The organism is Micromonospora sp. NPDC050784, from assembly GCF_044456765.1.
Taxonomy (GTDB): Bacteria; Actinomycetota; Actinomycetes; order Mycobacteriales; family Micromonosporaceae; genus Micromonospora; species Micromonospora foliorum.
This window is the reverse complement of the sequence record NZ_JBITGG010000012.1, coordinates 194368-219262: the sequence shown is the minus strand read 5'-3', so window position 1 is coordinate 219262 and position 24895 is coordinate 194368. Positions and strand designations below refer to the sequence as shown.

General features: G+C 69.9%; 21 protein-coding genes. 9 read left to right on the top strand and 12 right to left on the bottom strand.

Annotated elements, in window-relative coordinates; genetic code table 11:
- Positions 1-126 precede the first annotated feature (126 nt).
- From ACIBD9_RS18695 to ACIBD9_RS18660, 8 genes are all read right to left on the bottom strand, one after another.
- The gene (locus ACIBD9_RS18695; RefSeq protein WP_396719195.1) at positions 127-1476 is read right to left on the bottom strand and encodes a cytochrome P450; all 1350 of its coding nucleotides are present in this window, start codon (positions 1474-1476) and stop codon (positions 127-129) included.
- Entirely contained in the window at positions 1473-2024 is a 552-nt protein-coding gene (locus tag ACIBD9_RS18690; RefSeq protein WP_387172956.1) for a flavin reductase family protein, read from the bottom strand. Before ACIBD9_RS18690 ends, ACIBD9_RS18695 begins: the two co-directional genes overlap by 4 nt.
- On the bottom strand, positions 2021-2461 hold the full coding sequence (locus tag ACIBD9_RS18685) for an acyl-CoA thioesterase (protein ID WP_396719192.1): 441 nt from the start codon (positions 2459-2461) through the stop codon (positions 2021-2023). The genes ACIBD9_RS18690 and ACIBD9_RS18685 overlap by 4 nt, the downstream gene beginning before the upstream one ends.
- Positions 2458-8223, bottom strand: coding sequence for an SDR family NAD(P)-dependent oxidoreductase (locus tag ACIBD9_RS18680; RefSeq protein WP_396719190.1), 5766 nt, complete (start codon positions 8221-8223; stop codon positions 2458-2460). The genes ACIBD9_RS18685 and ACIBD9_RS18680 overlap by 4 nt, the downstream gene beginning before the upstream one ends.
- Positions 8220-9215, bottom strand: a complete 996-nt coding sequence (locus tag ACIBD9_RS18675) for an enediyne biosynthesis protein (protein ID WP_238660303.1) — start codon at positions 9213-9215, stop codon at positions 8220-8222. Before ACIBD9_RS18675 ends, ACIBD9_RS18680 begins: the two co-directional genes overlap by 4 nt.
- A 5-nt stretch (positions 9216-9220) precedes the next feature.
- Positions 9221-11185 carry a CRTAC1 family protein gene (locus ACIBD9_RS18670; protein WP_396719188.1) on the bottom strand — a complete coding sequence of 655 codons (1965 nt, stop codon included), beginning with the start codon at positions 11183-11185 and terminating at the stop codon, positions 9221-9223.
- 361 nt (positions 11186-11546) lie between these two features.
- Positions 11547-12602 carry a carboxymuconolactone decarboxylase family protein gene (locus tag ACIBD9_RS18665; protein WP_396719186.1) on the bottom strand — a complete coding sequence of 352 codons (1056 nt, stop codon included), beginning with the start codon at positions 12600-12602 and terminating at the stop codon, positions 11547-11549.
- A gap of 37 nt (positions 12603-12639) precedes the next feature.
- Positions 12640-13695, bottom strand: coding sequence for a carboxymuconolactone decarboxylase family protein (locus ACIBD9_RS18660; RefSeq protein WP_396719184.1), 1056 nt, complete (start codon positions 13693-13695; stop codon positions 12640-12642).
- 235 nt (positions 13696-13930) lie between these two features.
- Here ACIBD9_RS18660 and ACIBD9_RS18655 point away from each other — a divergent pair, with 235 nt between their 5' ends.
- Positions 13931-14500 carry a hypothetical protein gene (locus ACIBD9_RS18655; protein WP_396719182.1) on the top strand — a complete coding sequence of 190 codons (570 nt, stop codon included), beginning with the start codon at positions 13931-13933 and terminating at the stop codon, positions 14498-14500.
- 1 nt (position 14501) lies between these two features.
- Positions 14502-15059, top strand: a complete 558-nt coding sequence (locus ACIBD9_RS18650) for a copper resistance protein CopC (protein WP_396719180.1) — start codon at positions 14502-14504, stop codon at positions 15057-15059.
- A gap of 146 nt (positions 15060-15205) precedes the next feature.
- On the opposite strand, the gene ACIBD9_RS18645 is transcribed toward ACIBD9_RS18650, so the two are convergent.
- Positions 15206-16168, bottom strand: a complete 963-nt coding sequence (locus tag ACIBD9_RS18645; protein WP_396719178.1) for a DUF1702 family protein — start codon at positions 16166-16168, stop codon at positions 15206-15208.
- Positions 16165-17163 (bottom strand): DUF1702 family protein, encoded by a 999-nt coding sequence (locus tag ACIBD9_RS18640; RefSeq protein ID WP_396719176.1) that lies wholly within the window; start codon positions 17161-17163, stop codon positions 16165-16167. The genes ACIBD9_RS18645 and ACIBD9_RS18640 overlap by 4 nt, the downstream gene beginning before the upstream one ends.
- Positions 17164-17324: 161 nt before the next feature.
- Between ACIBD9_RS18640 and ACIBD9_RS18635 the strand changes: the two genes are divergently transcribed.
- From ACIBD9_RS18635 to ACIBD9_RS18615, 5 genes are all read left to right on the top strand, one after another.
- Positions 17325-17876: a DUF5987 family protein gene (locus ACIBD9_RS18635; RefSeq protein WP_396719174.1), complete on the top strand. Its 552-nt coding sequence runs from the start codon at positions 17325-17327 to the stop codon at positions 17874-17876.
- A complete protein-coding gene (locus ACIBD9_RS18630; protein ID WP_396719172.1) occupies positions 17873-19507 on the top strand; it encodes a GMC family oxidoreductase N-terminal domain-containing protein in 1635 nt (544 codons plus the stop codon). Before ACIBD9_RS18635 ends, ACIBD9_RS18630 begins: the two co-directional genes overlap by 4 nt.
- A gap of 351 nt (positions 19508-19858) precedes the next feature.
- Positions 19859-20650, top strand: coding sequence for an AraC family transcriptional regulator (locus tag ACIBD9_RS18625; protein ID WP_274527817.1), 792 nt, complete (start codon positions 19859-19861; stop codon positions 20648-20650).
- Positions 20651-20767: 117 nt separating this feature from the next.
- Positions 20768-21421 carry a MerR family transcriptional regulator gene (locus tag ACIBD9_RS18620; RefSeq protein WP_396719170.1) on the top strand — a complete coding sequence of 218 codons (654 nt, stop codon included), beginning with the start codon at positions 20768-20770 and terminating at the stop codon, positions 21419-21421.
- Positions 21422-21756: 335 nt separating this feature from the next.
- On the top strand, positions 21757-22191 hold the full coding sequence (locus tag ACIBD9_RS18615) for an SgcJ/EcaC family oxidoreductase (protein WP_238660999.1): 435 nt from the start codon (positions 21757-21759) through the stop codon (positions 22189-22191).
- 71 nt (positions 22192-22262) lie between these two features.
- Here ACIBD9_RS18615 and ACIBD9_RS18610 read toward each other — a convergent pair whose 3' ends face one another.
- Positions 22263-22700, bottom strand: coding sequence for an SCP2 sterol-binding domain-containing protein (locus ACIBD9_RS18610; protein WP_396719167.1), 438 nt, complete (start codon positions 22698-22700; stop codon positions 22263-22265).
- Positions 22701-22929: 229 nt separating this feature from the next.
- Here ACIBD9_RS18610 and ACIBD9_RS18605 point away from each other — a divergent pair, with 229 nt between their 5' ends.
- Positions 22930-23733, top strand: coding sequence for a TIGR03084 family metal-binding protein (locus ACIBD9_RS18605; protein ID WP_396719165.1), 804 nt, complete (start codon positions 22930-22932; stop codon positions 23731-23733).
- A 16-nt stretch (positions 23734-23749) separates the two neighbouring features.
- Positions 23750-24178, top strand: a complete 429-nt coding sequence (gene aroH / locus ACIBD9_RS18600; RefSeq protein WP_396719163.1) for a chorismate mutase — start codon at positions 23750-23752, stop codon at positions 24176-24178.
- Here the strand turns inward: aroH and ACIBD9_RS18595 are convergent.
- Positions 24113-24889: an SDR family oxidoreductase gene (locus tag ACIBD9_RS18595; RefSeq protein ID WP_396719207.1), complete on the bottom strand. Its 777-nt coding sequence runs from the start codon at positions 24887-24889 to the stop codon at positions 24113-24115. The genes aroH and ACIBD9_RS18595 overlap by 66 nt on opposite strands.
- Positions 24890-24895: the final 6 nt, after the last annotated feature.

The window sequence follows — 24895 nt, the reverse complement described above, 5'->3', positions numbered from 1 at the left end:
TTTTGGTGCCCGGCCTTTACCCTGGCGTGGCCGGGGGGGGGGGTTCCCCGCTCGGGGGGGGGGGGCCCCGGGGGCCCCCCCCGGTTCGGTCCCCCCCGGGGGCCCCCGCAGCCCGATCCGATCCCGCTATGCCTCGTGCACGGTCATCGGCAACCCGCCGCGAACCCGCAGCGACAGCATCGGCTCGGGCACCACCCGGTATCCCGGCACCTTGGCCAGCCGCAGTTCCCGCGCGACCATGGCGACCACGAACGCCGCCTCCATCATCCCCAGGTTGTTGCCGACGCAGAACCGCGGGCCGGCGCCGAACGGGATGTAGGCGTACCGGGGTCGCGAGGCAGTGCCGTCCTTGTCGAACCGCTCCGGGCGGAACCGTTCGGGCTCCGGCCAGAACTCCGGGTTGCGGTGCAGGGTGTACGGGCAGATCAGCACGTCGACCCCGGCCGGCACGTCGTACCCGCCGATGGTGTCCGCCTTCTGCGGAATGCGGGAAAGCATCCACACCGGCGGGTACAGACGCATCGCCTCCTCGATCACCGTCGTGGTGTAACGCAGGCGGTGCAGGTCGTCGAACGTGGGCTGTCGCTCCCCGAGCACCGACAGCGCCTCGGCCCGCAGCCGCTCCCAGACGGCCGGGTTCTCGTCGAGTAGGTGGAACGTCCAGCTCAGGGTGCTGGCCGTCGTCTCGTGACCGGCCAGGCAGAGGGTGACCAACTCATCGCGCAACCGCCGCTGCCCGACCGCGGCGTCGGGCTCGGCGTTCGTCGACTGGATCAGCCGGCTCAGGGCGTCGTCGCCGTCGAGCCGGCCGCCGCGCGCATCGACCAACTCGTTGACAACCGTCTGCAGGTGACGGCGGGCGCGGCGAAACCGCACCTGGTGCGGCAGGGGCACCCACATCGGCACCGCGCTCATCGTGACCATCTCGAACATCGCCTGGTCCTGCATCGCCTCGAAGGACCCGCCGACGTCGCCGAGCCCGCCGAGATCCGCGTCGAGCAGGGTACGGCCGAGCACACCGAGGGTGAGCCCGGTGGCGGCGCCCGCGATGTCGACCGGACCTCGCCCGATGTGGCCACGCAACCGGTCCACGAACCGACCGGCCTCCTCGGCCACCACGTCGGCCTGCCGGGCGATCCGTTTGGGCTGGAACACCGGCTGGATGACCCGTCGCTGCTTGCGCCACAGGTCGCCCTCGCTGGTGAGCAGCCCGTCGCCGAGGGCCCGTTTGGCCTGGGCCAGCCCGACGCCCTTGTGGTAGTTGTCCGGGTTGTCGGCGAGCACATGCTTGGCGTGGTTGGGGTGGTTGAAGAAGAAGAGGACCTTCGGGCCGATCGCGATGCGGGCCGCGTCACCGAAGGCCTCGGCTGCCGACGACATCAGCCCGAGCCGGTCCCGGCCGAGCTTCCAGAGCAGCTTCGGCGCCGCCCAGAACGGTGGTCCGGGCGGCCGCCGCCGCGACGCGGTAAGCGTCATGTCGCCGCCTCGCTCGGCTCGGGCACCGCCGCCGGCTCGGTCATGCCACGGAACTGCCCGTTGACGAAGACCAACACGTCACCGGTGCTCTCCCAACGCAGCGACACCACGCTGCTCAGGAAGATCGTGTGATCACCGCCGTCGTACGTCCGCCAGACCCGGCACTCGAAGTGAGCCACCGCGTCGTCGATCAGCGGGGCGCCGGTGACACTGCCCGGCGTCCACTCGACCGAGCCGAACTGCGCCAACCCCAGTGGCCGCCACCGATCGGCGAAGTGGCGTGCCACCTTCTCCTGCCGGTGCCCGAGCACTGAGATGCCCAGGGTGCCGGCCTCGGTGAGGATCTGATGCATGATCGCGTCGCGGCTGACACAGACCAGCACGAGCGGCGGGTCCAGCGAGACCGACGCGAACGAGTTGGCCGTCATGCCGTGTGGTGTGGCGCCGCCGACCGTCACGACGGTGACGCCTGTCGCGAAGGTCCCGAACGCCCGCCGCAGCAGCTTTGATCCGGCAACCTCGCTCGGACTGAGCAGTTCGCCGCTCATCTCGCCTCCCCGTTCGCGTAGGGCTCGAGTGCGCGAGCCAACGCCTCTGGCACCCGCGCCGGCAGTGTCCGGGTGTTGGGGCCGCGCATGCACGCGACCCGTTGCCGACCTCGGGCGACGAGCGTCTCGCCGCCGTCCGGGTCGAGCCGCACGTAGTCGAAGCCGAACTCGATCTGGGTCTGCGCCAGTTCCACGAGCCGCATCCGGATCGAGACGTCGTCGAACGCCGTGATCTCGGCGTAGAACTCGCAGTCGACCTTCAGGGTGAAGAGCTTGAGGTCGTCCTGCAGGTCGGCCAGCACGTCCGGTGCCCGCTGCTTGAGGAACATCTCCCGGCACCGCCCCTGCCAGCGCAGGTAGTTGACGTAGTAGACGTTGCCCACGAGGTTGGTTTCCTCGAAGCCGACCGTGTGCGGGTACTCGAAGTACTTGCTCATCGCAGCGACCACCCGTCGGTGAGCACCGCGACGACGACCGGGTCGGCGTGGTCGCGCAGCCGGGTCACGAGCACGGCGATCCGCAGGGTGCCGGAGGCCAGGGTGAGCCAGCCGTGCGGCCCGACCGCGCTGAGCGTGATCGGCGTCTGCACCGGCAGTCCGACCTTGCGGAGGCACTCGATCGCCGTCCAGACCCGGGTGCTCGCGGTGTCGAGGTCCTCGTCGGTGTCCTTCGTGAGCTGGCCGACCAGGCCGTCGTGCGGGCCGAGCAACGTCGACCAGGTCTCCGCGTCGCGCTCGGAGACCGCCTCGATGTCGCAGCTCAGCACCCCCCGACCGCCGACGCAGACGGTCACGCCGGCGCCGTGTGCCGCCGAGACGACCCGGTCGTCGTCGACCTCCGGCCGGCCGTCGGGCCGGTAGCGCACCTCGACCGGGCGGCCGAACACCCGTCCGGCCGCGAGGCCGGTCATGGCGCGTCGGGGCGGGTCGTCCGAGCCGTGTGGCTCGACCGCCACCGCGACCTGGGCACCGAGCAGGTCGTCGAGCGACCGTTCGAGGTAGGGGCCGAGCAGCGGCGCCGCCCACGGGCCGCGCCCGTCGCCCTTGCGCACCGCCTGCAGGCGCAGGCCCTCCCACCGTTCCACCACCTCGCCGCCCGGCGTGCGGACCGCGATGTCGTAGAGGTAGGTGTCGCCGTCGCGGCTGCGCTCGGTCGCCGTGAACCGGGCCTCGCCCTTGTCGGCGAGGATCGGGCCAGCGGCGTGTACGCGTTCGATGCCGGCCGGCAGGAGCGTCGCGTGCGGTACGCAGACCTGCAGACCGTGCATGAGCGCGTCCCGCATTCCGGGGTCACCGAGCAGCAGGTCACCGCCGAGGAAGCTGGCGAACCAACCATCGGTCGCGACCGCTGACACGTCCACGTCGACGTGCCGTGCCGCCGCCCGGTGGTAGCCGCGGAGCCGCTGGAACCGCTGTCCCTGGAAGAGGATGCCCCCGTACAGGTCCGTGGCCGGGTCGAGGGGCACCAGCGGCAGGCCGGCGCCGGTCTCGTCCGGTGGGCCGTCGAGCTCTCCGCGGTCGCCGAAGCGCAGCCGCGCCCGGAAGTGGTCGACCGCGAAGCCGGTGTCGGCGGCGCGGATGGCGACGTCGACGTCTCCGTCGCCGGTTACCACGGCCGCGATGCGGATCGTGGCGCTGCCGTCGACAGGTACCACGATCGGTCGGAGGAACTCGACGTCCTCCATCGCCGGCACCTCAGCTCGCCCGGTGAGCGCCGTGGCGGTCTGCGCCATGGCCTCCATGCCGAACACCGCCGGAAACAGCAGGTTGCCGTCGAGTAGGTGGTCGGCGAGATACAGGTCGGTGCCGGTGTTGAGTTCGACCTCGGTCACCAGTTCCACACCGTGGTAGTGCACCAGCGGCGTGCCGACGAACCGCAGCAGCGGCAGCGTCGGCGTCTCCCGACGCACGGTGTCGATGCCCTCGGTGCGGCCACTGATCACCACCACCGGCGGGGCGTCGGGGTCGGCGACCAGGCGACGCATCAGGCGTACGCCCTCGTCGGGCGAGATCGGAACGATCCCGTCCCGCTGCAGACCCTCCACGACCGAGAGCCGCTCGCCCATGCCGACGCCGGACCAGACCGACCACTCCAGGCAGAGCGTCCGGCATTCGGGGTACGCCGCCGCGAAGTCCGCGGTGATTTCGGCCAGCCAGTCGTTGGCGGTCGCGTAGTGCGCCTCACCGCGCAGGCCCGCCCGGCCGATGATGCTGCCGAAGGTGACGAGCATCCGCAGGGCGCCCGGCTCGATGGCGTCGAGGACGGCGCGCAGCCCGTCGATCTTCGGGGCGAACGTCGCCCGGAAGGCCGCCGCGTCCAGGTTGGCAAGCGTCGCAGGCTCGTTGCGGCCGGCACCGTGCAGGACCGCCGTCACCGGGCCCAGCTTCTGGCGTACGCCGTCGACCGCGGTCCTGACCTGCGCCGGGTCGGTGACGTCGGCGCGGGCGTAGTGCAGGCGCACCCCGGCGGCCGTCATCCGGTCGAGGTTGGCGGCCAACTCCGCGTCGGTCGCCGGGTCGCTGCGACCCAGCACGGCCAACGCCGCGCCGGTGTCCTGTGCGACGGCGAGCGCGCACTCGGCGGTGATGCCCTTGCCACCGCCGGTCACGAGCATCACGTCCGACGCGTCGAGCGGCATGATCTCGCGGGCCGGTCGCACCGGCATCGCCCGCAGGGTGGGCACCCGCCGAACGCCGTCGGCGTCGTAGGACACCTCGTGGAACCGCCCGGTGGCGGCCACCTCCGCGACGACCAACGCCGGGTCGTCGAAGTCGGCGGGTACCCGAACGATCGTGGTCCGGATCCGGGGCACCTCCAACCGCAGCGACTTGGCCAGCCCGGCGGCACCTCGACCACGCTGCACGACCACGAACCGGTCGCGCTGCTTGTCGGCGATCGCCGCCTTGGCCCCGTCCAGTGCGAGCGTCAGGTCGGCCTCGGTGCAGTCAGCCGGCAGGCAGACCAGTACCCCGCCACCGACGCCGCCGTGCTCCAACGCCTGCCGCAGAGACTCGGCGAGCCGGTCGCCGTCACGCGACCAGCGCCGCCAGGGGCCGTTGGCCTCCACCTCGACGCGCGGCGGCAGCGGCAGGGCGTCGAGGTCGACGGAGAACGCCCGGGACCAGGCGGCCGCACCGGCCACCGTGGCCGCCGTCGCCGCGCCACCCTCCCCGGCGGAGCCGGCCAGGTCCTCCAACGCCTGGGCCAACTCCCCGACCGTGGCGACGGCGAAGTTCGTCGGCGTCTGGGCGCTCGGCACCGACAGCAGTTGGGCGGCCTGGTTGACCACCTGTCCCACCGTGATCGAGCTGAGGTGCAGATCGTCGAGGAGGTGACTCTCGCCGCGTACCATCTCGATCGGAAGCTCGGCGCGGTCGGCCACCAACCGACGCAGCAGGTGCAGCGGCGGCTCGGAGGCGTCGGTGTCGGTCTCGATCTTCTTCGCCTCGACGGCCCGCCGCAGGGGCTGCACGGTCAGCGGCGGCGCGGCCTCGCAGGGGCTTGCGAAGAAGCTGAACTTGGCCCCGAGCTGCAGCGGCCGGGTCAGGCGACCCTGGAACAGCGCGTCGTCGACCCGGAAAGCGCCGACGACGTACGCGGCGCCGACGGCGTTGAGCAGACCGGCGACCGACTCGTCATCGGTGTCGAGGGACACCGACGGCACGTCTGTCGCCGCGGTCGCCAACGCTCCCAGCACCCGCCCGGGGCCGACCTCGATGAACAGGTCAAGGTCCTTCGCCGCGAAGGCCACCGCCTGGGTGAAGAGCACCGGGTCGGTGATCTGGCGGCGCAGCAGGGCCGGCACGTCGGTGTCGGCCGGGAGGACGTCGCCGGTCACCGTCGACACCACCCGGCGCGACAGCGGGTCGAACTGCTCGTCGGTCAACCGGTCGCCGAACGCGTCGGCGGCCGGTGCCACCAGCGGTGAGTGGAACGCGTGCGAGACGCGCAGCCGGGTGGTGGTGAAGCCCGCTTCGCCGGCGCGGCGACAGGCTTCCTCGATCCCCTCTGCCGTGCCGGCAACCACCGTCTGTTGTGGACCGTTGAAGCCACCGATGACCACCGGGAGGTCGGCCAGCAGGGGCCGGACCGCCTCGGGTGCCGCCGCGATGCTCGCCATCGTCCCCGACGAGCTGTGCTCGGCCATCGTCTGACCGCGGACCATCGCGGTACGCAGCAGGGCGTCCTCGTCGAACGCGCCCGCCCAGTGCAGGGCGGTGATCTCGCCGAGGCTGTGCCCCACCGCGGCGGTCGCCTCGATGCCGAGCGCCGACAGCACGCGCAGGCCCGCCAGCGAGCCGGTGACGATCCGGGGCTGGGCGACCGTCGTGGCGACCATGTCGCCCGAGGTGGGCAGCGCCGCCTTGGTGTAGACCTCGTCGACCTCGGTGAACCGGCGGCGCAGGGCACCGCCGCTCGTCCCCCGCCCCGAGCCCTGCCCGGGGAAGAGATAGCCGATCCGGCCCGGACCGCCGACGTGGCCCAGGAAGCTGCGCTCGTCGGCGCTGACCAGGCTCGTCTCGCCGGCGTCCAGTAGGGCGCAGAGTCGTTGCAGCCGGGCGACCGCGTCGGACGGTGACGAGACCACGACTGCCGCCCGGTAGGGCAGGTCGCGCAACTCCCCGTGCAGCGTCGCGGCCAGGTCTCCCAGCTGGGCGTACGCGACGCTGTCGACGAACTCGACGAGCTTGTCCAGCCGCTCCCGCAACTTTTCCCGGGAGGCGCCGTCGACCAGCAGCAGCTCGACATCCTGGCCGGAGGAGGCCAGCCGGCTGGTCCGGCTGTCGAACCCGCGCCGACGCCGGGAGGGGCCGCCCTCGAGCACGATGTGCGTGTTGATCCCGCCGAAGCCCATCGCCGTGACCCCGGCCCGGACGTTCGGCAGCTCGGGCCACGGCTCCGCCTTGCGCAGCGCGCGCAGCGCCGGGTGGTCGTCGTCGGCCAGGATCTCGTGCGGCATGACGCAGCCGATGGCCGGGGGCAGCACCTGATGGTGCACGGCCAGCGCCGCCTTGATCAGGCCGGCGACACCGGCGGCGGCCTTGGTGTGCCCGATCATGCCCTTGATCGACCCGATCGCGGCCGGAGCGGCGCTCGGGTCGGCGGAACGGCGGGCGAGGGACAGCGCGGTCAACTCGGTGGCGTCACCGACCCGCGTACCCGTGCCGTGTCCCTCGAAGAGGCCGACCGTCTCGATTCCGAAGCCGGCGCGCTCGTACGCCCGGTCGAGCGCGAGTCGGTAGCCGCTGACCTCGGGTCGGGTCATCCCGCCCTTGCCGTCGGAGGAGATCCCCCACCCGGCGATGGTGGCGTAGATGCGGTGGCCGGCGGCGCGAGCGTCGTCCTCGCGCATCAGGACGACCATCCCGCAGCCCTCGCCCGGCCAGAAGCCGTTCGACCCACGGTCGTAGACGCGCATCTCACCGGTCGCCAGCGCGCCGGTCTTCGCGAACCCGATGATCTCGAAGGGGTCGATCGACAGGTCGACACCACCGGCGATGGCCACGTCGACGTCACCGTCGATGAGGGTCTTGCTGGCGGTCGCGACCGACAGCAGCGACGAGGAACAGGCGCCGTCGACGGTGTAGCCACCACCCTTGAGGTCGAAGTGGTTACAGATCCTCCCCGCGATGGTGTTGGAGAGCCCGCCGGCCAGAGTGTCCTCGTCGACCTCGGGGAAGGGACTCTTGAAGGTCGCCTCGAACGAGTCGAGGAAGGTCATCAGGTGGTCGTCGTCCCAGTCCTGGTCCTTGAGCGCCGCGGCGACCATGCGCCGGACGAAGGGCCAGCGCAGCCGCAGCTGATTCGCGCGGGTGAACTCACCGGTCAGGGTGTTGCCGACCACCACGCCGGTACGGTCCCGGGGCAGTCCCTCGGCCATCGGGAAGCCGGCGTCGGCCAGGGCCATCGCGGCCATGTCGAGGGCGAGCCAGTGGGTCAGGTCCGTCGAACGGTAGGTGCTCCCGGCGACCTTGTAGGCGATCCGGTCGAACTCGTACCCCTCGATGACGGCGGCGTTGCGGGCGTAGAACTTGTCGGGCGTGTTCGGGTCCGGGTCCCAGTAGTCCTCGAGCCGCATCCGCTCGTCGGGTAGACGGCGGAACGCGCGCCGCCCGGCGAGGGCGTTCTCCCACAGCTCCCTGGGTGACGTGGCGTCCGGATAGCGGCACGCCATGCCGACTATCGCTACACGAGTCATGCGGGGACGACCTCCTTGCCTGTGTGTTCCTTGCCGTTGCCGTTGCCGGTGCTCGCTGGCACCGGCATCGCGGCCGTGCCGATGCTGGGTGCGCGGTCGGCCTTGGACTTCTCGATGAAGTGCAGGGTCCAGTGGAAGCCGCCGCGGATGAGGCAGACGGCGGCGGTGGCGAAGAAGATGCCGTACGCGATGCCGAAGCCGGTGAGCAGGCCGTAGACCACGGCCACGCTGGCACCGAACGCCACCTGCGCGGCCGGCGCCGACGGTGAGGTGCCCGGGTCGGTGACCATGTAGTTGGTGAACAGCACGAACGCGACGCCGGTCATCATGCCCAGGGCCGCCGGGATCGACGTGTCGAGCAGCACCCCGCGCACGATCGCCTGCAGGGCGAACGCGGACAGCCAGCCCAGGATCAGCCACATCCGACCGGTCAGCTTGCCGTTGATCATCGTGCCACCGACGATGATGATCGCCGGGATCAGCCAGTCCCAGAAGCCCGAGATGTACTCGGTGAAGTGGTAGGGCGGCGCGACGCTGGCCCAGGGGAACACCAACAGGATCACCGCGATGCCGAAGTTCGACGGGTTCATGTAGTGCCGCATCCGGCCCCGGATAGGGGCCTGCAGGACCCACTTGGCGCCGATGGCGACCGCGATACCGAAGAGCATCGTCCAGAGCTGGTCGTTGACGTAGATCAGCATGTTGAGCGCGAGGCTCGTAATGTGCGCCGGATAGAGGAACTCGATCAGCCCGCGCAGCCCTCGGCCGCTGAATCGCGGGGCTCGGCCCTCGACGCGGGCACCGATGGCCTCCAGGGCGATCTCGATCGTGTAGCCGGCGAAGACCGCGATGAAGGGCCAGGTCCAGGGCTGTTCGAAGCCGAAGACCGTGAAGCCGAGGATGTTGAAGACCGTGATCGAGATAGCGAAGTTGCGAAGTGCGATGTTGACTTTCGGGTCGTGACGTGGCGGGGTGACGGTACTGGTTGCCATGTCGCTCACCTCTCCTGGGCCTGGGCGCCGAGCTCGAGCGAGTGCCAGCCCGGGGTCATCGAAAGCTCCTGTTGATGCGGCTGACCGGTGCGGTCACGCCAGTTCAGCTCGACCCGTACCGGGCCGGTGACGTTCTTGCCGAGTCCGATGTGGACCTCGTTGCTGCGCTTGCCGGAGTGGCCGCTGCCGCCGTCGACACGGCCGAGCAGCACCCGACCGTCTGCCGTCGTGACCTTGACCTGGGCGCCGACGACTGGCGAACCAGCGGTGCCGGTCGCGGCCGTCGCGCCGGCTGGGGCGGGGTGGGTCAGTCGGAGGCCGAGGAAGGCGCCGGGGTTCGGGCTCTGGTTGTGGTAGAAGACCGGTTCGTCCCACTGCCGAGCGACCGCGAAGTCGAGGCGTCCGTCGCCGTCGGCGTCGCCGGTCGCGATGCCGCGGGTCGGCACCGGTGCGTCGAGGCCCAGCCGCGGCGCGATGTCCAGGTAGCGGCCACTGTCGGACTTGACGAAGAAGTGCAACCGCTGGCTACCGCCGATGTCGTCGCCGGGGCGCAGGTGCGGCCACCAGGTGGTGTTGCTGAGCAGGTTGTCATTGGACATCGCGAGTTCCTGCAGCTGCGGCCACCTATTGACCTCGCCCTTGACGAAGCCGGTCGTCTGCGCCACGACCAGGTCGCCGCTGTTGTTGAAGTCCGCCATCTTCACGTCCCAGCCCCAGCCGGACCAGGCGAGCCCGAGCGGCGCGCTCTCGTCCTTGAACGGGGCGGTGCCGTCGTCGAGGTGGGTGCGGAGGTCCTTCTGGTCCTTGGCGGAATTGACGAAGGCGAAGTGGCTCTCCTCCAGGCCGAAGGTGGTGGCGATGTTGCTGACGTACATGTCGTAGAGGCCGTCGCCGTCCAGGTCGCCGAAGTCGACGCCCATGCCCTTGAACGAGTCGGCCCCCACCCGCTTCGACTTGGGGACGAGCGGGTCACGAACCGCCTTGACCGGAGCGAACTCGATCTTGCCGGGGGTCGACCTGTTGTAAAGCATCCGGTCGGGGCCGAAGTCGTGGGCCACGTAGAGCTCCGGCAGGAGGTCACCGTCGACGTCGTTGGCGGCCGCAGCGAGGGCCCAGCCCTTCGACACGGCGCGCGGAAGAACGTCGCTGACCAGTTCGAAGGTCGCCGTCGGCTCGGTGCCGGCGGTGGCGCCGGTGCACCGGAAGAAGTAGTCCTCGCCGCCGTTGAACGCCTGCGACATCGAGTGGTTCATCGCGACACCGTCCTTCTTGGTGTCGTCCAGGACCGGGCCGTGCGGGAAGTAGTTGCCGACAAAGATGTCGACGTGGCCGTCACCGTCGAAGTCGTCGACCGCGACGGTGTTGGTGTTCCACTGAGGGCCGTCGTAGCGGTCACCGGGCGACTGGGGCAACACCTCGACCGGTCGGAAGGTGTTCATCGTCAGGCCGACCGCGCCGGCCTTGGCGAGGTAGAGGATCGGCGTACGTCCCCAGAGGTAGACCAGCACGTCGGTGCGGCCGTCCTCGTTGAAGTCGCCGGGGACGCACCCCATCGGCGCCATCGTGTCGCTCATCGGCAGCGGCGCCGGGTTGAGCGCGAACGGCGCGTAGCGGGGAGTGCCGGGGCCGGGCACGGGGGTGACCACCACCTGGTCGATACGGGGATCGGTGATGCACAGGTCGTTGGGCAGCCCGTCCCCGTCGAGATCGTTCATCGCGACGCCCGAGCCGACCGACGAGATCCACGCGTTGATGTCCTGGTACTTCTGGTTGACCTTGCGGACGGTCTGCTGCGGGTAGCCCCCCGGCATCGCGATCGAGGCCGGCTGGAACGCGAACCCGCTCGCTGTCTGCGCCAGCTCGGATGCAGAGGCGGAGGGCAACCGCCCCAGTTGGAAGAGCAGGGCGACCAGGGCCAGCGCCACGATTGCGGGTAGCCGCCGATGCAGCCATGAACCCTTCTGCGACATCTACTTGACCTCCGATTGTGACGGACGGGTACGGGGCCGGTAATCCCATTACCATCGGTTTGGTAATGGGATTTCACCGATGCCTGGACGGCTCCACGGAACGGGCATCAGCACCGATAGCCGTGAGCGCGAGTTTCCAGTTCCGACCCCTTCGAACAGGGAGTTTGGCGATGGCCTATCACCACACATCCCGACTCACCGATTTCGGTGAGCGCGCTGGATAGAGCGTCGCAGGGGCCTTTAACGATGTCTTCTTCGTCTGTGCTGGGGGCTTCTTCGTTCGTGCGGTGCGCTCAATACCCGGACATACGCCGGTATTCTTTGGGCACCGGCCCGGGTGATAATTGTGTTTTCCGGCCGACTACCGAAGGTGTCGGCTGCCGACCGTCAGCGCGGTGGCGAAGCTGGCCCAGGCGACCGTCTCGACCAGCACGGCGTCGCCCTCGTGCCAGGCTCGGAACTCCGCGATGGTCTCCTCGTCGACCTGATACGACGCGAAGGCCGCCAGCAGGGCGAGCCGACCCGCTGACCGGTCGGGCTCCGGCAGGTCGGCAATTGCCCGCTCGCACCACTCGCGACTCAGGCCGGTGTCGGCGCCCTGCCAGGCGTCGAGGTGCGCGGCGACGAGCGCGCGCACCCGCGGCGGGACCGACCGTTCCCCGGCAGCGGTGAAGGCCGCGTTGGCGCGAGCTACCGCATCCGCCACCGCCGGGCTGCCCAGGGCCCAGCCCGCCTCCGGCGGCAGGTCGGCCGCGGGTAGCAGGGACAGTGAGCGACCGGCCGGGTGCTCCTCGAGCAGGATGTCGTGCAGCAACCGGCTGACGCCGCGCTTCATCCTCCGCTTGGCCCGGGAGCCGAGTTGCGGTGGCAGCAGAAAACTCGACAGGAAGACGTTGACCATGCGGCTCAGGTAGTGGAACGCCACCACGACGCCCACCAACTCGGCGCGCTCCGCCGGGGTGAGCGTCAGGTCGAACGCCGGGAAAACCGCCGGCTGGTGGGCGACCCGCGCCCAGCCGGCGAGCGTACGCACCCGCGGATCCACGATGTCCTCGACCCGGTCGGCGACGATCGCCTCGGCGTCATGCTCGGTCGACAGGTCGTACATCCCCGTGCTGTGCATGTCGACGCAGTAGGGGCAGATGTTGGCCACCGACACCGCCGACGCCACCGCCTCCTTGGCCAGCCGGTCGACGGCGCCACCGGTCATCAGCGGCTCGCGCATCAGCATCCAGTAGGCGGCGAGTGTCCGGGGGGCCGGCGAGTGCAGCAGCAGCGGCGGTACGACCAGGCGCATCTCGTCGGTGGCCTGCCGGTAGACCTCGGCCACCAGACCGTCGGCTGCGGTGGGTGCGACAGGCGTCACGTACTTGACCTGGCGCTGAACGACCGACGAGACAACGCGGGCGGCGACCATGGTTACCTCCGTTGAGGGTGTGGACGTCGCACTAGCATCACGCCGGTGACGCCGCCGACCCCACTCCGAGCGTGCCGACCCGCAGCGCCGCCTTCATCGCCGCCCAGGAGGTGACCTCGATCAGCTCGCGGTCGCCAACTCCCGTCGCCCGCAGCGCGTCGAAGTCGGCTTCGATCGACTGGTATGGACCGAACGCCGCCAGCAGGGCCAACCGGCCGGCGGGTTGGTCGGCCGGCGCGAGCGCCGAGACCGCCTCGCTCAACCAGCCGCGGTTGGCCCCGGGAGGCCGCCCGTCCCAGGCGTCCAGCCGATCGGTGACCAGCGACCGCACCGGTCCGGGCACCGAACGCAGGCCCGCGCGGTCGAAGGCGGCGGCGGCCCGCGCGAACGCGTCGCCGATGCTCGGGCTGCCGGCGGCCCAATCCGGCACCGCTGTCGCCGGCGCCGCTGGGAGCAGCGCCAGCGCCGCCCCCGGCTCGGGCCCGCTGCCGCGCAGATCCATCAACTTCCCGAACACTCTCCGGACCGTCGTCCGTGCCGCGCCGGGCAGCCGCGGCGGGAACGGCGACTCGGGGAGGAACAGGTTGACCATGCGGTTGATGTAGTGGAACACCACCGCCACGCCCAGCACCTCGGGGACCGCCGCGGCCGGCACCGGGACCGCCGCGGCGGCGTGCCCGCTGTCGCGTGCCCAGCTCGCGACCGCCCGCAGGCCCGGATCGACGAGTTGGTGGAGGTTGCCCGAGGCGATCTGCGCCGACTCCCGCCCGCGAGCCAGGCCGTGCATCGTCGAGCTGTGCACGTCGACGCAGTAGGGGCAGGCGTTGCCGATGGACACGGCGGTCGCCACCGCCTCCTTCGTTCCCCGGTCGACGGCACCCCTGGCGACAAGCGTCTCGCGCAGGATCATCCAGCACGCGGCGAGTGGCTCGGGGGCCGGTGAGTGCAGGGCAACCGGCGGGGCGAGCATTCCGAAGTCGCGTTCGACCTGCTCGTACACCGTGGCCACCAGTCCCTCGGCCACGGCGATCGGCACCGGCGTGACGTGCCGTACCGTCCCCGCGGCCCGGCGGGTGCCTCGAATCATGATCATGCCCACGACGCTCTCCCTTCGACCGCAAGCCCAAGGATGTCGATGCCGACGGGCCGGTGCCGTCTCCGAACTTGCGGTATCGGGTGGATCCGCACGAACACCATGTGGTGGCCACAAAACAGCGGCCGGCTCGGCCGGGCCCGGGTCGGGCACGAGAGCACGTACAAAGAAATTCTTCGGCCACCCATTGACTACCGTAAGCGCCGGGCCACGCTCACTGACGAATGGAGTGTCCATGTCCGCTGTTGCGGCCCCACCGAGGTCGGGCTTCCTCGCGTCCCTCAACGGCCGGCACCACCGCGCCGCCCTGAACACCTTCATGGTGATCGTGATCGCGCACTGGGCGGAACACCTCGTGCAGGCGTACCAGATCTTCGTGCTCGACATGCCCAGACCCGCGTCGCGTGGCGTGCTCGGACAGTTCTGGCCGTGGCTGGTCACCTCGGAGTACCTGCACTACGGCTACGCCATCGTGATGCTCGTCGGGCTCTTCCTGCTCCGGCCGGGCTTCGTCGGTCGGGCCCGCACCTGGTGGACGATCGCTCTCGCCATCCAGTTCTGGCACCACATCGAGCATCTGCTCCTCCTCATCCAGGTGCAGGCCGGCTTCAATCTCTTCGGTGCCGCGGTGCCGACCAGCGTCCTGCAGCTCGTCATGCCCCGCGTCGAGTTGCACCTGTTCTACAACTCGATCGTCTTCATCCCGATGCTGGTCGCGGTCTACTACCACCTGCGGCCGAGCCGGGTCGAAGCCGAGGCGATGCGGTGCAGCTGCGCGCCGCGTCCCATAGCGTCGCTGGCCTGACGTGGTCCGCCGAGGTGGGGCGCTGCTGCTCTTCGTCCTCCTGCTTTCGAGCGTCGCGTCGTCGGCCTCCGCCGACGGCGGTCTGATCACCAGCGACCCCGCCGCGGGTGCCGCCGTTTCGGCGGCGCCCGCGGCCGTCGCGCTCACCTTCTCTGATGCGCCGGACCTGGCGCTCTCCCACGTCGCCGTGCTCGACGACGCGGGCAACCCGATCCAGTCGGGCGACGCGCGACAGGGCCCGGAGCGCACGGTGACCGTGCCGATCACCGTCGTCCGGCCGGGCAACCTCACGGTCGCCTTCCACATGGCGCTTGCCAACGGGGGCGAGGCCACCGGAAGCCTGCGCTTCAGCGTGGGCACCGGGGTGCCACCTCCGGCGCCGTCCGAGGTCGTCCGGCAGGCCACCGCCGACGCGCTCGCCGCTCACCAACACTCGATCGACCCGATGAGCGCCTTCCTGCTCTTCGTCGACGGGCTGGCCGTGGTGGTCGTGCTGGCACTGCTGTACCTCCGCCGGCCCTACCGGGCCGCGTCCGACGCGCCCGACCAGCGTCCGTGATCTTCCGGCAGCGCCGGCGACCAGCTCACAGGGCCACCGGGCCACCGGGCCACCGGGCTGACCGTGACCCGCGGTAGGTGAGCGGCGAGGGCTGTCCATCACAAGCAGAAGGGGCCCCGCCGGACGGCGGGGCCCCTTGCCGCAGGTCAGCTGCCGAAGTTGGCGACCATGGCCGCGGCGATGCGCTCGCGCCAGACCGCGAACGCCGGGATCTGCCCGTCAGCGGGAAGGCCGACAAGCGCCTCGTCGGTGACCTTCGAGGCGCTGGCCGGCGACATGCCGCAGAGCAGCTCGGTCGCCAGCTCGGTGTGCGGCTGAACGAGGTCGGCCTTGACCCGGGCCGCCGCCGCGAAGGCGACGCCCTGCATGAGCTGCGGGCGGTACGGGCCGGCCAGGTCCCACAACCGGCGCAGTTCGGTGTCCGACGCGCCGCCCGCGTACGCCGCGGCGAGGCCGGTGCCCGCCCACAGGTCGGGTCGCCTCGCCTCCGGGAAGCGGTTCAGCAGGCCGGCCACCGTCTCGGGGTCGGTGCCGCCGACGAACCACGACGCCCGGCCGATGCCCTGGTCGATGGCGCTGTTGGCGTAGGGGTGACCCGGCCACGGGAAGCGTTCGTCGCGGAACTGCTGGTGCACATAGCGTGTGGTGACGAAGTAGGCCTGGTGGAATCCGTAGCCGTCAAGGACCAGCCAGCGCAGCAGCGGGTCCGGGGCGTGCAGGGTGGACCAGCGGAAACGGGGAAGTCGGGCCATCGCCCAGCCCACCCCGACGTAGACCATGTAGATGTGGTGTCGGGCCCGCCCGTCGAGGAAGTCGGCGACATGCCGGGTCCCGCCGCCGGGTAACCCGTCGCGCATCGCCAGGGCCATCGCGGCGCCCTCGTAGGCGAAGCCGCGATAGCCGGTGGGCACCTGTTCAAGCGACGGCTCGGCATCCGTGGGCCGCTTCGCCTCGGCCGCGAACGCGTACCCGGCGAGGAATGTGCGGCCGACCGTCTCCAACCGCTCCCGCCCGGCGGCGGACTTCACATGGAAGCCGCGGACGTCCATCCTGGTGGCCGAGACGTCGGGGGTCAGCACCCTGCGTCGCAGGCTGCGCCAAACGCTCATCGAACCCTCCTGTCCTCATCGTGAATGGCGGCGAGGCGGGCCCGGATCCGGTGGCGCCACACCTCGTAGTCGGGTTCCTCGGTGTCAGCGAAGCCCACGGCCGCGACCTCGTCGGCCAGCAGCGCGGCCTTCTCGGCGGGCAGGCCGGCGAGGATGGTGACACCCGCCTCGCTGTGTTCGGGCAGGTAGCCGGCGAAGGTACGCGCCTTTGCGGCGAAGACCGAGCCCTGCCCCAGGTGGTCGCGGTGCGCACCGGCGGCGGTGCGGAGGTGCCGCAGCCCCTCGGGTGTGGTGCCGCCAGCGAACGTCGCGGCCAGACCGACCCCGCTCCACAGGTCGGCATGCCGCTCGGGGGCGAACCGTTCGACGGCCGCCGTGACGTCTGCGGGTTCGCCGCCGTGAATGAACCACAGCGCGCGACCAATTCCCTGGTCAACGGCGCGCGGGAAGTAGTCGGCGCGGCCGAGCCACGGGTACGGCGGCAGCCTGCGCTGCTGCCCCACCCACCGGTCGGTCTCGAAGTAGGCACGGTCGAAGCCGTAGCCGTCGACAGCCAACCAGCTCATGGTCGGGTAGTAGGGGGTGCCGGTCAGGTCTGGCAGCACGTTCTTCCACAGTGGACGGGGTAACCGGGCCATCGCGAAGCCGATCCCGATGTAGGTCAGGAAGGTGTGCGGCAGGCCGGGGCCGCTCAGCAGGTCCCGGGCCTGGTGGCGCCGCCCGCCGGGCATGGCGTCCCGGACCGTGAGTGCCATGGTGGCGCCCTCGTAGGCGAAGCCGCGCTGCTCCTGGTCGACCAGTTCCAGTCGTCGCTCCAGTTCCCACTGGTCACGCGCCTCGATACCCCACTCGAAGCCGCAGATCACCGCCTGTGGAATCGCCTCCAGACGTTCGGTTGTCGGGCTCGGTCTGACCGGGAAGCCCCGGCCTTCGAACGTGACGTCGGCCAGCGACGGCGTCAGCGCCATCCGGCGGATCGCACCCAGCATCGGCATGTCGCTCGTACCTCCCAAGGTTTGTTCCATCGTGCGCGCGGGTGCTCGGGCGGTTCGTCTTCAGGCGTGCGCGGTCGACCGACGGCACGACGGAAGAACGGCACGGATGGCGACGGGAACACAATGTCCGCAGCGATGAATCTGCGGCCTGGAGGCATTTCGTGGAAGTTCCAGACAAGACCATCACGATCGAGGCTTTTGCCGACACGATCATTCCAGGAGAGAAACGCTGGCCGGACGATCGGGCGATCGCGGGCGCCGCAACCGGCGCCGGCGCGGTAGCGGCCGGCGCGCTCGCACTACTGGAGCTGCCCGCCGGCGGTCTGGCCGAAGCGCTCGATTCCCTCGTGGTGACCCTGAACGAGCACGCCGACGATTACGCGCACGAAACCGGGCTCAGCCTGGATGCGTCGGTGCCGTCGTTCGTGGCGCTGTCCTTCGACCACCGCACCGCGCTGGTGCGCATCCTTACCGACCCCGGCCATCCCGAGAAGCAGATGTGGGTGAGCCTTGCCCTCTTCTGCAACATGGCCTTTGACAGCGCGGCACACATGAGCACCCCGACGGCCTTCGCGACCGGTCATCCGGGGCTTCTCACGATCGGCTATTCCCAACCGAACGCCGACGGCATCTACCGGTTTCCAGAGTTCAGCTACGGACGGCAACTCGCCGACCACCATCCACAAACGACAGCGACGGGGAGCCCCGCATGAGCGCGACGGAATCGACCGACATCCTCGTCATCGGCAGCGGGTTCGGCGGCGCGATCGCGGCCTATCACCTCGCCGCCGGTGGCGCCCGGGTGGTGGTGTTGGAGCGCGGGCCCTGGCTGCGGGCGGACGAGTTCGACCACGACTTCGAACTCGGTAAGTCGTACACCCGGATCTTCGACTTCGTCGTGGGCGACGGCATGAGCATCCTGGGCGGCAACTGCGTGGGTGGCGGCAGCGTGGTCTACTTCGCGACGATGCCACGGGCGCCCCGGTTCGTCTTCGAGCGGCAGGGCAGCATCGGCCGCCGGATGTGGCCGGCGGCGATCAACCGCGACACACTCGACCCGTGGTACGACCGGGTGGCGGAGGCGCTGCCGATCACCCAACAGACCTGGGACCGCATCCCCTATGCCGGCGGACTCTGGGGGGCGGCGTGCCGGCACGCCGGACGGACCGCCAACCCCGCGCCGGCGGCGATCGACGTGGACCTCTGCACGAACTGCAACTGGATGATGGCCGGCTGCCGGTTCGACGCCAAGCGCTCGCTGTTGCTCAACTATCTACCGGCGGCTCTCGACCACGGTGCCGAAATCCGCCCGCTGCACGAGGTGCAGCATCTGTCCCGGACACCCGACGGTGGATATCGGGTGCATTACCGGGTTGTTGACGGCGAGGACTACAGAATTCTGCACGAATCCGGCGAGATCGACGCGAAGATTGTCGTCGTCGCCGCCGGATCCGGCGCCACTCCAGTCATTCTGCAACGTTCGGAGCCACACCTCGGGAAAATGCCACACGCAGTTGGCCGATATTTCTCGGGTAACGGCGAAAGGCTGAATACAGCTATTTTCGATGAAGAAAAGGTACGCGACGTGCTCGGCCTGAGCCGACCCGACGGACGCGCGTACTCCGCTTATCAGATCGGACGCGGCCCTACGGTCGCTTCCTGGGACAAGCTCGACGGCTCACTTCCCGAATACGAGCGCTTCTCCCTGGAGCAGCTCTACTTCCCGCCCGGACTCGGCACGATTCTGGCGCAGGTTCCGGGCGCGACCGGGCCGAGTTGGTTCGGCCTGGAGAAGAAGGAGATGCTGCGCCAGTGGCAGTCGTGGTTGACGATCTTCACGATGTCGGAGGACGACAACGAGGGCGTCTTCGGGCCACCACCGGAGACCGGCAACGCGCATCGGCTGTCGCAGCAGATGCTCGGAGTGGGCCCGCTGCGCTACGAGCCGACGAAGAACACCTGGCGCGGGTGGTCGCTGTCCGACGCCGAGGTCAAGGACATTCTCGAACGGGACGGACTGGCCCGGGTCGCTCCCTGGACCAACGACCTGGTCGGCGCGTACACCGTGCATCCGCTCGCCTCCTGCCGCATCGGCGACGACCCGGCGACCTCGGCCCTCGACGACCGACACGAACTGCGCGACCACCCGGGCATCTTCGTCACCGACGGCTCGGCGGTGCCCGGCGCCCTCACCGTCAACCCGGCCCTGACGATCGCGGCGCTGGCCGAGCGGGCGATGCCGGGAATCGTCGCCGCGGCCCGCGCGCGAGGGGTTCCGGTCAGCTACAACGGCACGCTGCCCGCCCCAGCCACGGTGCCCGCCGTCCCCGCTCCCGCGGGTTGATGCTCCGGGCGAAGATTGGAGAACGCGGAAGATTGAACTTTACGCACCCTTTGAGCTATCTCAACTCCTGGACGTGTATTAGAGACTATCACTATCTACCACGGAGGCACCCCTACTCCACGATTGCGCTCCGTATCCAAGCAAATCTGCAGTGTTGCGGCCGAGGGCGGGATCGACTAACGTCGACATGGATCTCGGTGCATCACCAACCGGACACCGGCGGTGACCGAGAGGCGTATCTCAGATATTAATTTACGCCTTTGGTGAGACCGGCAAGCTGTTCTCACGAATTGCTGGGGAGGAATCGTGGGGGACGCGGTTGAGGAAGCAGCGAAGCGCGCAATTGAGGCAATGCGCGAGAACCTCAGCGAGCAAATCACCGTAAGCGACATGGCGCGAGCGGCGATGTTCAGCAAATTCCACTTCACCAGGATTTTCCAGCGCGCAACCGGAGTGTCGCCAGGTCGTTTCCTGTCGGCACTCCGGTTGCAACGCGCCAAGGATCTGCTGGTCTCGACGTCGCTCAACGTCGCACACATCAGCGTGCGAGTCGGCTACAACAGTGTCGGGACGTTCAGCTCGCGTTTCAGCAAGAGCGTTGGAATGTCACCGACGGCGTACCGCAAGCTGGCCGGGTACGCCCCACACGTTCCCGTGGCGCCGACGCCGGCCGCGGGCACACCATCGACGGCCAGCATCCACGGCCAGGTGCACCCGTCCAGCCAGGCCAGCCCGGGTCTCGTGTTCGTCGGTCTCTTCCCGGACCGCATACCCGAGGGCCGGCCGATCCGATGCACCATCCTGTCCGGTCCCGGGTTGTTCCACTTCACCGGCGTGCCGCCGGGCACCTGGTACCTGCTGGCCCAGTCGGTCACCGGCGATCCCACGGAGATCGCCGCCGACCCGCACAGTCGTCCCATCTCCGTCGCCACCCACGGGCCACTCACCATCGCCCACGACACCGTGCTCACGGTGGATGTCAATCTCCAGCCCGTAACGGCCCTGGACCCTCCGGTCCTGCTCGCTCTCCTCGACGCACGCAAGGTGGCGCTCAGCGTCGTCGCCGCCCAGGAGAAGGCTCGGGCCGCCACCATCCTCTCCGCACGCTTTCCGGCCCGGTCGGTCGACCGTCCGGCCGCCTGACCGAAATCACCCACCCGTGCCCGTGCCCCGTTCCGGTGTGCACGGGCACGCGGTCGTATTCAACGACACCGGCTCATCGAAGAGTGGTCGACATGACGGGTCTACCTGGGGGAACCGATGCGCATTTCCTATCTGAGCAAGGAGACGGGCCTACCCGTCGCCACAATCAAGTACTACCTCCGGGAGCGGCTCCTTCCCCCTGGTAGACCCACCGGTCGCAACCAGGCCGACTACGACGACCGTCACCTGCGCCGCCTGCAACTCATCCGTGCGCTGACCCACGTCGGGAAGCTCGACCTGTCGACCGTCCGGCAACTGCTCGCGAGCATCGAGGACCGCCAGCTTCCCCTGGCCGGGCTCTATGAGGTGGTGCACTCACTCAGCGGCGAAGCCGTCAATCTGTCCGACGCCACCGCCGACGTCGACCAGTTCATTGACGAGCTGGGCTGGGCGGTGCACCCCGACGCGGCCGGCCGCGCCCAGCTCGCGCAGGTCGTCGCCGCGCTGCGCCGGCTCGGCTGCGACTGCAGCATCCAGTACTTCGCACCGTACGCGGCGATGGCCGAGCAGCTCGTGGAACAGGAGATGGCCCTGCTGCCCGCCGACGACGCGGACGTCGATCGGGCGGCCGCGGTGGTTCGAGCCGTGCTGCTGGAGGTCGCCCTGACCGCGGTGCACCGGATGGCGCGCGAGCACTACGTATACCAGTGGCTCGGCAAGGGCTCATCCGAGCGCCCCGCTCGCGCGGAGGCCGCCGCCGACAGGGCGTGAGCCGCCGCGGCGTGCGATGAGCTGCCCCGGCGAGGGCTGACCGGGTGGAGCCCGGTGGTTGTCTTCGTCCACGACGATGCCAGAGATCACGCGACGGTGCCCGGTCACGGGCTGTCCTCCTGTCGAAGTCCCCGATCGGATTCAACTGTGGTTGTCGTGGCCATCCGAGCATGCCGCTGACAGCGGTGCGCAGTCTTCTTTCAGAATGCCGAGTTGGATGCGACCAACGCGCATTCCAGGAGAACGGAACGGCCACTGCCAGCACTAGCCTCGGCAACGTCGGTATGCAACACCGACCGGTCTCTACGCCACCATCCAAGAATCGAGGACCAGCGATGACCACCAGTTCCTCCGCACCGTTGGTGACTGGCATCTCCGGCGCCGATCAAGCGGCCATAGCGGCGGTACCCGGCCGCCTGGTCAAAGCGTGGGCGGCTCAGGACGCGCAGGCGTTCGCGGACATCTTCGTCGACGACGGGTCGATGTTGCTACCGGGTGTCTACCGCCAGGGCAAGGACAACATTCGCGATTTCATGTCGACCGCGTTCGGCGGCCCCTTCAAGGGCACCCGGGTCACCGGCACGCCGGTGGAGATCAAGGCGCTGGCCCCGGGTGCGGTCGCGCTGATCACGGAGGGTGGTGTCATCCCGGCTGGCGAGACGACCCTGCCCGACCGGGCGGCGATCCGCGCGTCGTGGATTCTCGTCAACCACGACGGTGAGTGGCTGCTCGCCGTCTACCAGAACTGCCCGCGCGACCGCGTCGCCTGACCCGACCGGCGCCCCCGAACCGAACGACGCCGATGACTGCGAGAGTCATCGGCGTCGTTCTCGGCCTCCGGTCAGCCTCGGGGCGGATCGAACAGGGTGGGGAACTTCGCGGTCAGGGCCAGGTCACCCTTGGTCTTGAGGCGACCGCGCATCACCAGCGCCACCGCGTGGGCGTTGCCCGTGACGAGGTTGAGGAAGTCGACCCCACCCAGCGAGAGCGTGAGATCGGGGTGTCGACCATTGCCCGGTGTGCTGACGCAGGCGCCGTCGGCGATGACCATCTCGTAGACGTCGACGCCGCCGTCGGGCCGGTCGCCGATCCGCCAGTGGATCACGGCGGTGAGCGCGCCGGCACGATCGGCGCGGAAGACCTGGGGCATGTTGGTGAAGATCTCGTCGATGACGTCCGTCCGCCGCGGGCTGTGCATCAGCCGGCGCAGCTCGCCGTTGGGGGTCTGCTTGACGAACACCGCGAGCTCGCGCGGGCTCATCGTGGTGGGGTCGCTCATAGGGATTAGGTTGGCCGATCGGCCACCGGACGGACATCTCCGAGAGTGCGTTCAGTGGCGGATCCGCGCAGGTCGCGCACGTAGCGAGACGACGAAGCGGGGCTCCCCGTCCAATGATTGATCCGACCTGCTCCACAGGCGCGCACCGCGCACCAGCCGTCCGGCCGCGGGAACACCGGTGTCCCCTTCCGCGGCACGACACGAGCCCTGTAGCGGAAGGAAGAACCACATGTCAGCACAGCCCGATGTGTTCGCCGATCTGGTCAGCGAGGGCGACGCGTTCGACGCGCTGATCGCCGACCTGGACGACGCCGGTTGGCGCACCGAGACGCCCGCCGTCGGCTGGACGGTCGCCCACCAGGTGGCCCACCTCTCCGCGGTGTTTCGCCTGGCCGGGCTCTCGGCGTCCGACCCGGACACGTTCAGCCGGTTCCTCTCCTCCATGAGCGGCAGCTTCGAGTCCAACGTCGCCGCCGCGATGGCCCCGTACCTCGCCGCCCCACCGCCGGCGCTGTTCGCCAAGTGGCAGGAGGAGCGGTCGACCGCGGAGAAGGCCCTGGCGGCGCACGCGCCGACCGACATCGTGCCGTGGCTGGTCCGTCCGATGCCGGCCGCCATCCTGGCGGGCGCCGGCATGATGGAGCTGTTCGGCCACGGGCAGGACGTCGCCGACGCACTCGGCGTCGAGCGCCGGCACACCGACCGGATCCGGCACCTGTGCGAATTCGCCGCACGCACCTGGGACTTCGGTTACCTGGCCCGTGAGGAGGAGGTTCCGGACGTGGAGTTCGGCTACACCCTCACCGCCCCGTCCGGCGCCACGTGGACGTTCGGCCCGCCGGATGCGGACCAGCGGATCAGCGGCCCGGCGGTCGACTTCTGTCTACTGGTGACCCGCCGGCGACACCGCGACGACCTGCGGCTGAGCGCGGTCGGCCCGGACGCCGAGCACTGGCTGGACATCGCGCAGGCGTACCGGGGTCCGGCCGGATCGGGCCGCCAGCCCGGCCAGTTCGCCGCCGCGACGCGCTGACAACGGGGGTACGACGATGACGGCACCGACCCTGCGGGCCATCCGGGGCGCGATCCAGGTCGACCGGGACAGTCCGGACGTGGTCGGGGCCGGTACGCGGCTCCTGCTCGACGAGGTCGTCCGGCGCAACGAACTGGCGCCGGACGACCTCGTCAGCATCCTGTTCACCGCCACACCCGACCTGGTGAGCTGTTTCCCGGCGGTCGCCGCGCGGCATGTCGGCCTGCACGACGTACCCCTGTTGTGCGCCGCCGAGATCGACGTGCCCGGCGCGCTGCCCCGGGTCGTGCGGATGCTGGCCCACGTGCTGACCGCACGGCCGCGAGCGGCCGTGCGGCACGTCTATCTCGGGGGCGCCGGGGTGCTGCGCCCCGATCTGTCAGCGATGCAGCTCGCCGGCGTTCACATCGAGACACTGCCCGGTGATGGCGCTGGCCAGGTCTGACGCGAGGAAGACGACGGCGTTGGCCACCTCGTCCGCCTCGGGCAGGCGACGCAGGTCGAGGCTCGCCGCCGTCTCGTCGTAGACCTGCTTCTCGGTGATGCCACGCTCCTGTGCCAGGTAGGCGAAGTAGCCGCGGAGCCCGTCGGACCAGACGTAGTTGGGCATCACCGTGTTCACCCGCACGCCTGATGGGCCCAGCTCGGTCGAGAGGCTCTGCGCCAGCGCGAGCAGACCGGACTTCGACATCCGGTAGGCGCCGAACGTCGGCTTCGACTGCCGTACCACCATCGCGTTGATCATGACGATGGCGCCGTTGTGCTCAGTCAGCGTCGGGGCCAGCCGTTGGGTGATCCGTAGCGCCCCGAACACGTCGGTCTCCAGGCTCGTCCGTACGGCGTCGACGTCGATCGCGGTGAGTTCGGCGAAGGCCGGCACCGCGAACGCGTTGTACACCAACACGTCCACCCGCCCGAACGCCTCCAGCGCCGAGTCGGCCAGGGCGGCGACCGCCGCGTCGTCGGTCAGGTCGGTCGGCGCCGCGAGCGCCCGCCGGCCGAGCTGTTCGACCTCCTTGGCGACCTCGGCGAGGACCGACTCGTTACGTGCGGCCAGTACGACGTCGGCACCGGCCCGGGCACAGCCGAGCGCGATCGCCCGTCCGAGCCCCGGCCCCACACCGGCGACCACGGCGACTTTGTCCTGCAACATCAGCGCTCC

Coding starts and splice junctions, on each gene's coding strand:
- ACIBD9_RS18645 (WP_396719178.1), bottom strand. CDS start 16,168: ATGAGCGTTTGGCGCAGCCTGCGACGCAGGGTGCTGACCCCCGACGTC.
- ACIBD9_RS18625 (WP_274527817.1), top strand. CDS start 19,859: ATGCGCGAGAACCTCAGCGAGCAAATCACCGTAAGCGACATGGCGCGA.
- ACIBD9_RS18680 (WP_396719190.1), bottom strand. CDS start 8,223: ATGACTCGTGTAGCGATAGTCGGCATGGCGTGCCGCTATCCGGACGCC.
- ACIBD9_RS18630 (WP_396719172.1), top strand. CDS start 17,873: ATGAGCGCGACGGAATCGACCGACATCCTCGTCATCGGCAGCGGGTTC.
- ACIBD9_RS18615 (WP_238660999.1), top strand. CDS start 21,757: ATGACCACCAGTTCCTCCGCACCGTTGGTGACTGGCATCTCCGGCGCC.
- ACIBD9_RS18690 (WP_387172956.1), bottom strand. CDS start 2,024: ATGAGCGGCGAACTGCTCAGTCCGAGCGAGGTTGCCGGATCAAAGCTG.
- ACIBD9_RS18685 (WP_396719192.1), bottom strand. CDS start 2,461: ATGAGCAAGTACTTCGAGTACCCGCACACGGTCGGCTTCGAGGAAACC.
- aroH (WP_396719163.1), top strand. CDS start 23,750: ATGACGGCACCGACCCTGCGGGCCATCCGGGGCGCGATCCAGGTCGAC.
- ACIBD9_RS18675 (WP_238660303.1), bottom strand. CDS start 9,215: ATGGCAACCAGTACCGTCACCCCGCCACGTCACGACCCGAAAGTCAAC.
- ACIBD9_RS18670 (WP_396719188.1), bottom strand. CDS start 11,185: ATGTCGCAGAAGGGTTCATGGCTGCATCGGCGGCTACCCGCAATCGTG.
- ACIBD9_RS18660 (WP_396719184.1), bottom strand. CDS start 13,695: ATGATCATGATTCGAGGCACCCGCCGGGCCGCGGGGACGGTACGGCAC.
- ACIBD9_RS18605 (WP_396719165.1), top strand. CDS start 22,930: ATGTCAGCACAGCCCGATGTGTTCGCCGATCTGGTCAGCGAGGGCGAC.
- ACIBD9_RS18655 (WP_396719182.1), top strand. CDS start 13,931: ATGTCCGCTGTTGCGGCCCCACCGAGGTCGGGCTTCCTCGCGTCCCTC.
- ACIBD9_RS18665 (WP_396719186.1), bottom strand. CDS start 12,602: ATGGTCGCCGCCCGCGTTGTCTCGTCGGTCGTTCAGCGCCAGGTCAAG.
- ACIBD9_RS18695 (WP_396719195.1), bottom strand. CDS start 1,476: ATGACGCTTACCGCGTCGCGGCGGCGGCCGCCCGGACCACCGTTCTGG.
- ACIBD9_RS18620 (WP_396719170.1), top strand. CDS start 20,768: ATGCGCATTTCCTATCTGAGCAAGGAGACGGGCCTACCCGTCGCCACA.
- ACIBD9_RS18640 (WP_396719176.1), bottom strand. CDS start 17,163: ATGCCGATGCTGGGTGCGATCCGCCGGATGGCGCTGACGCCGTCGCTG.
- ACIBD9_RS18610 (WP_396719167.1), bottom strand. CDS start 22,700: ATGAGCGACCCCACCACGATGAGCCCGCGCGAGCTCGCGGTGTTCGTC.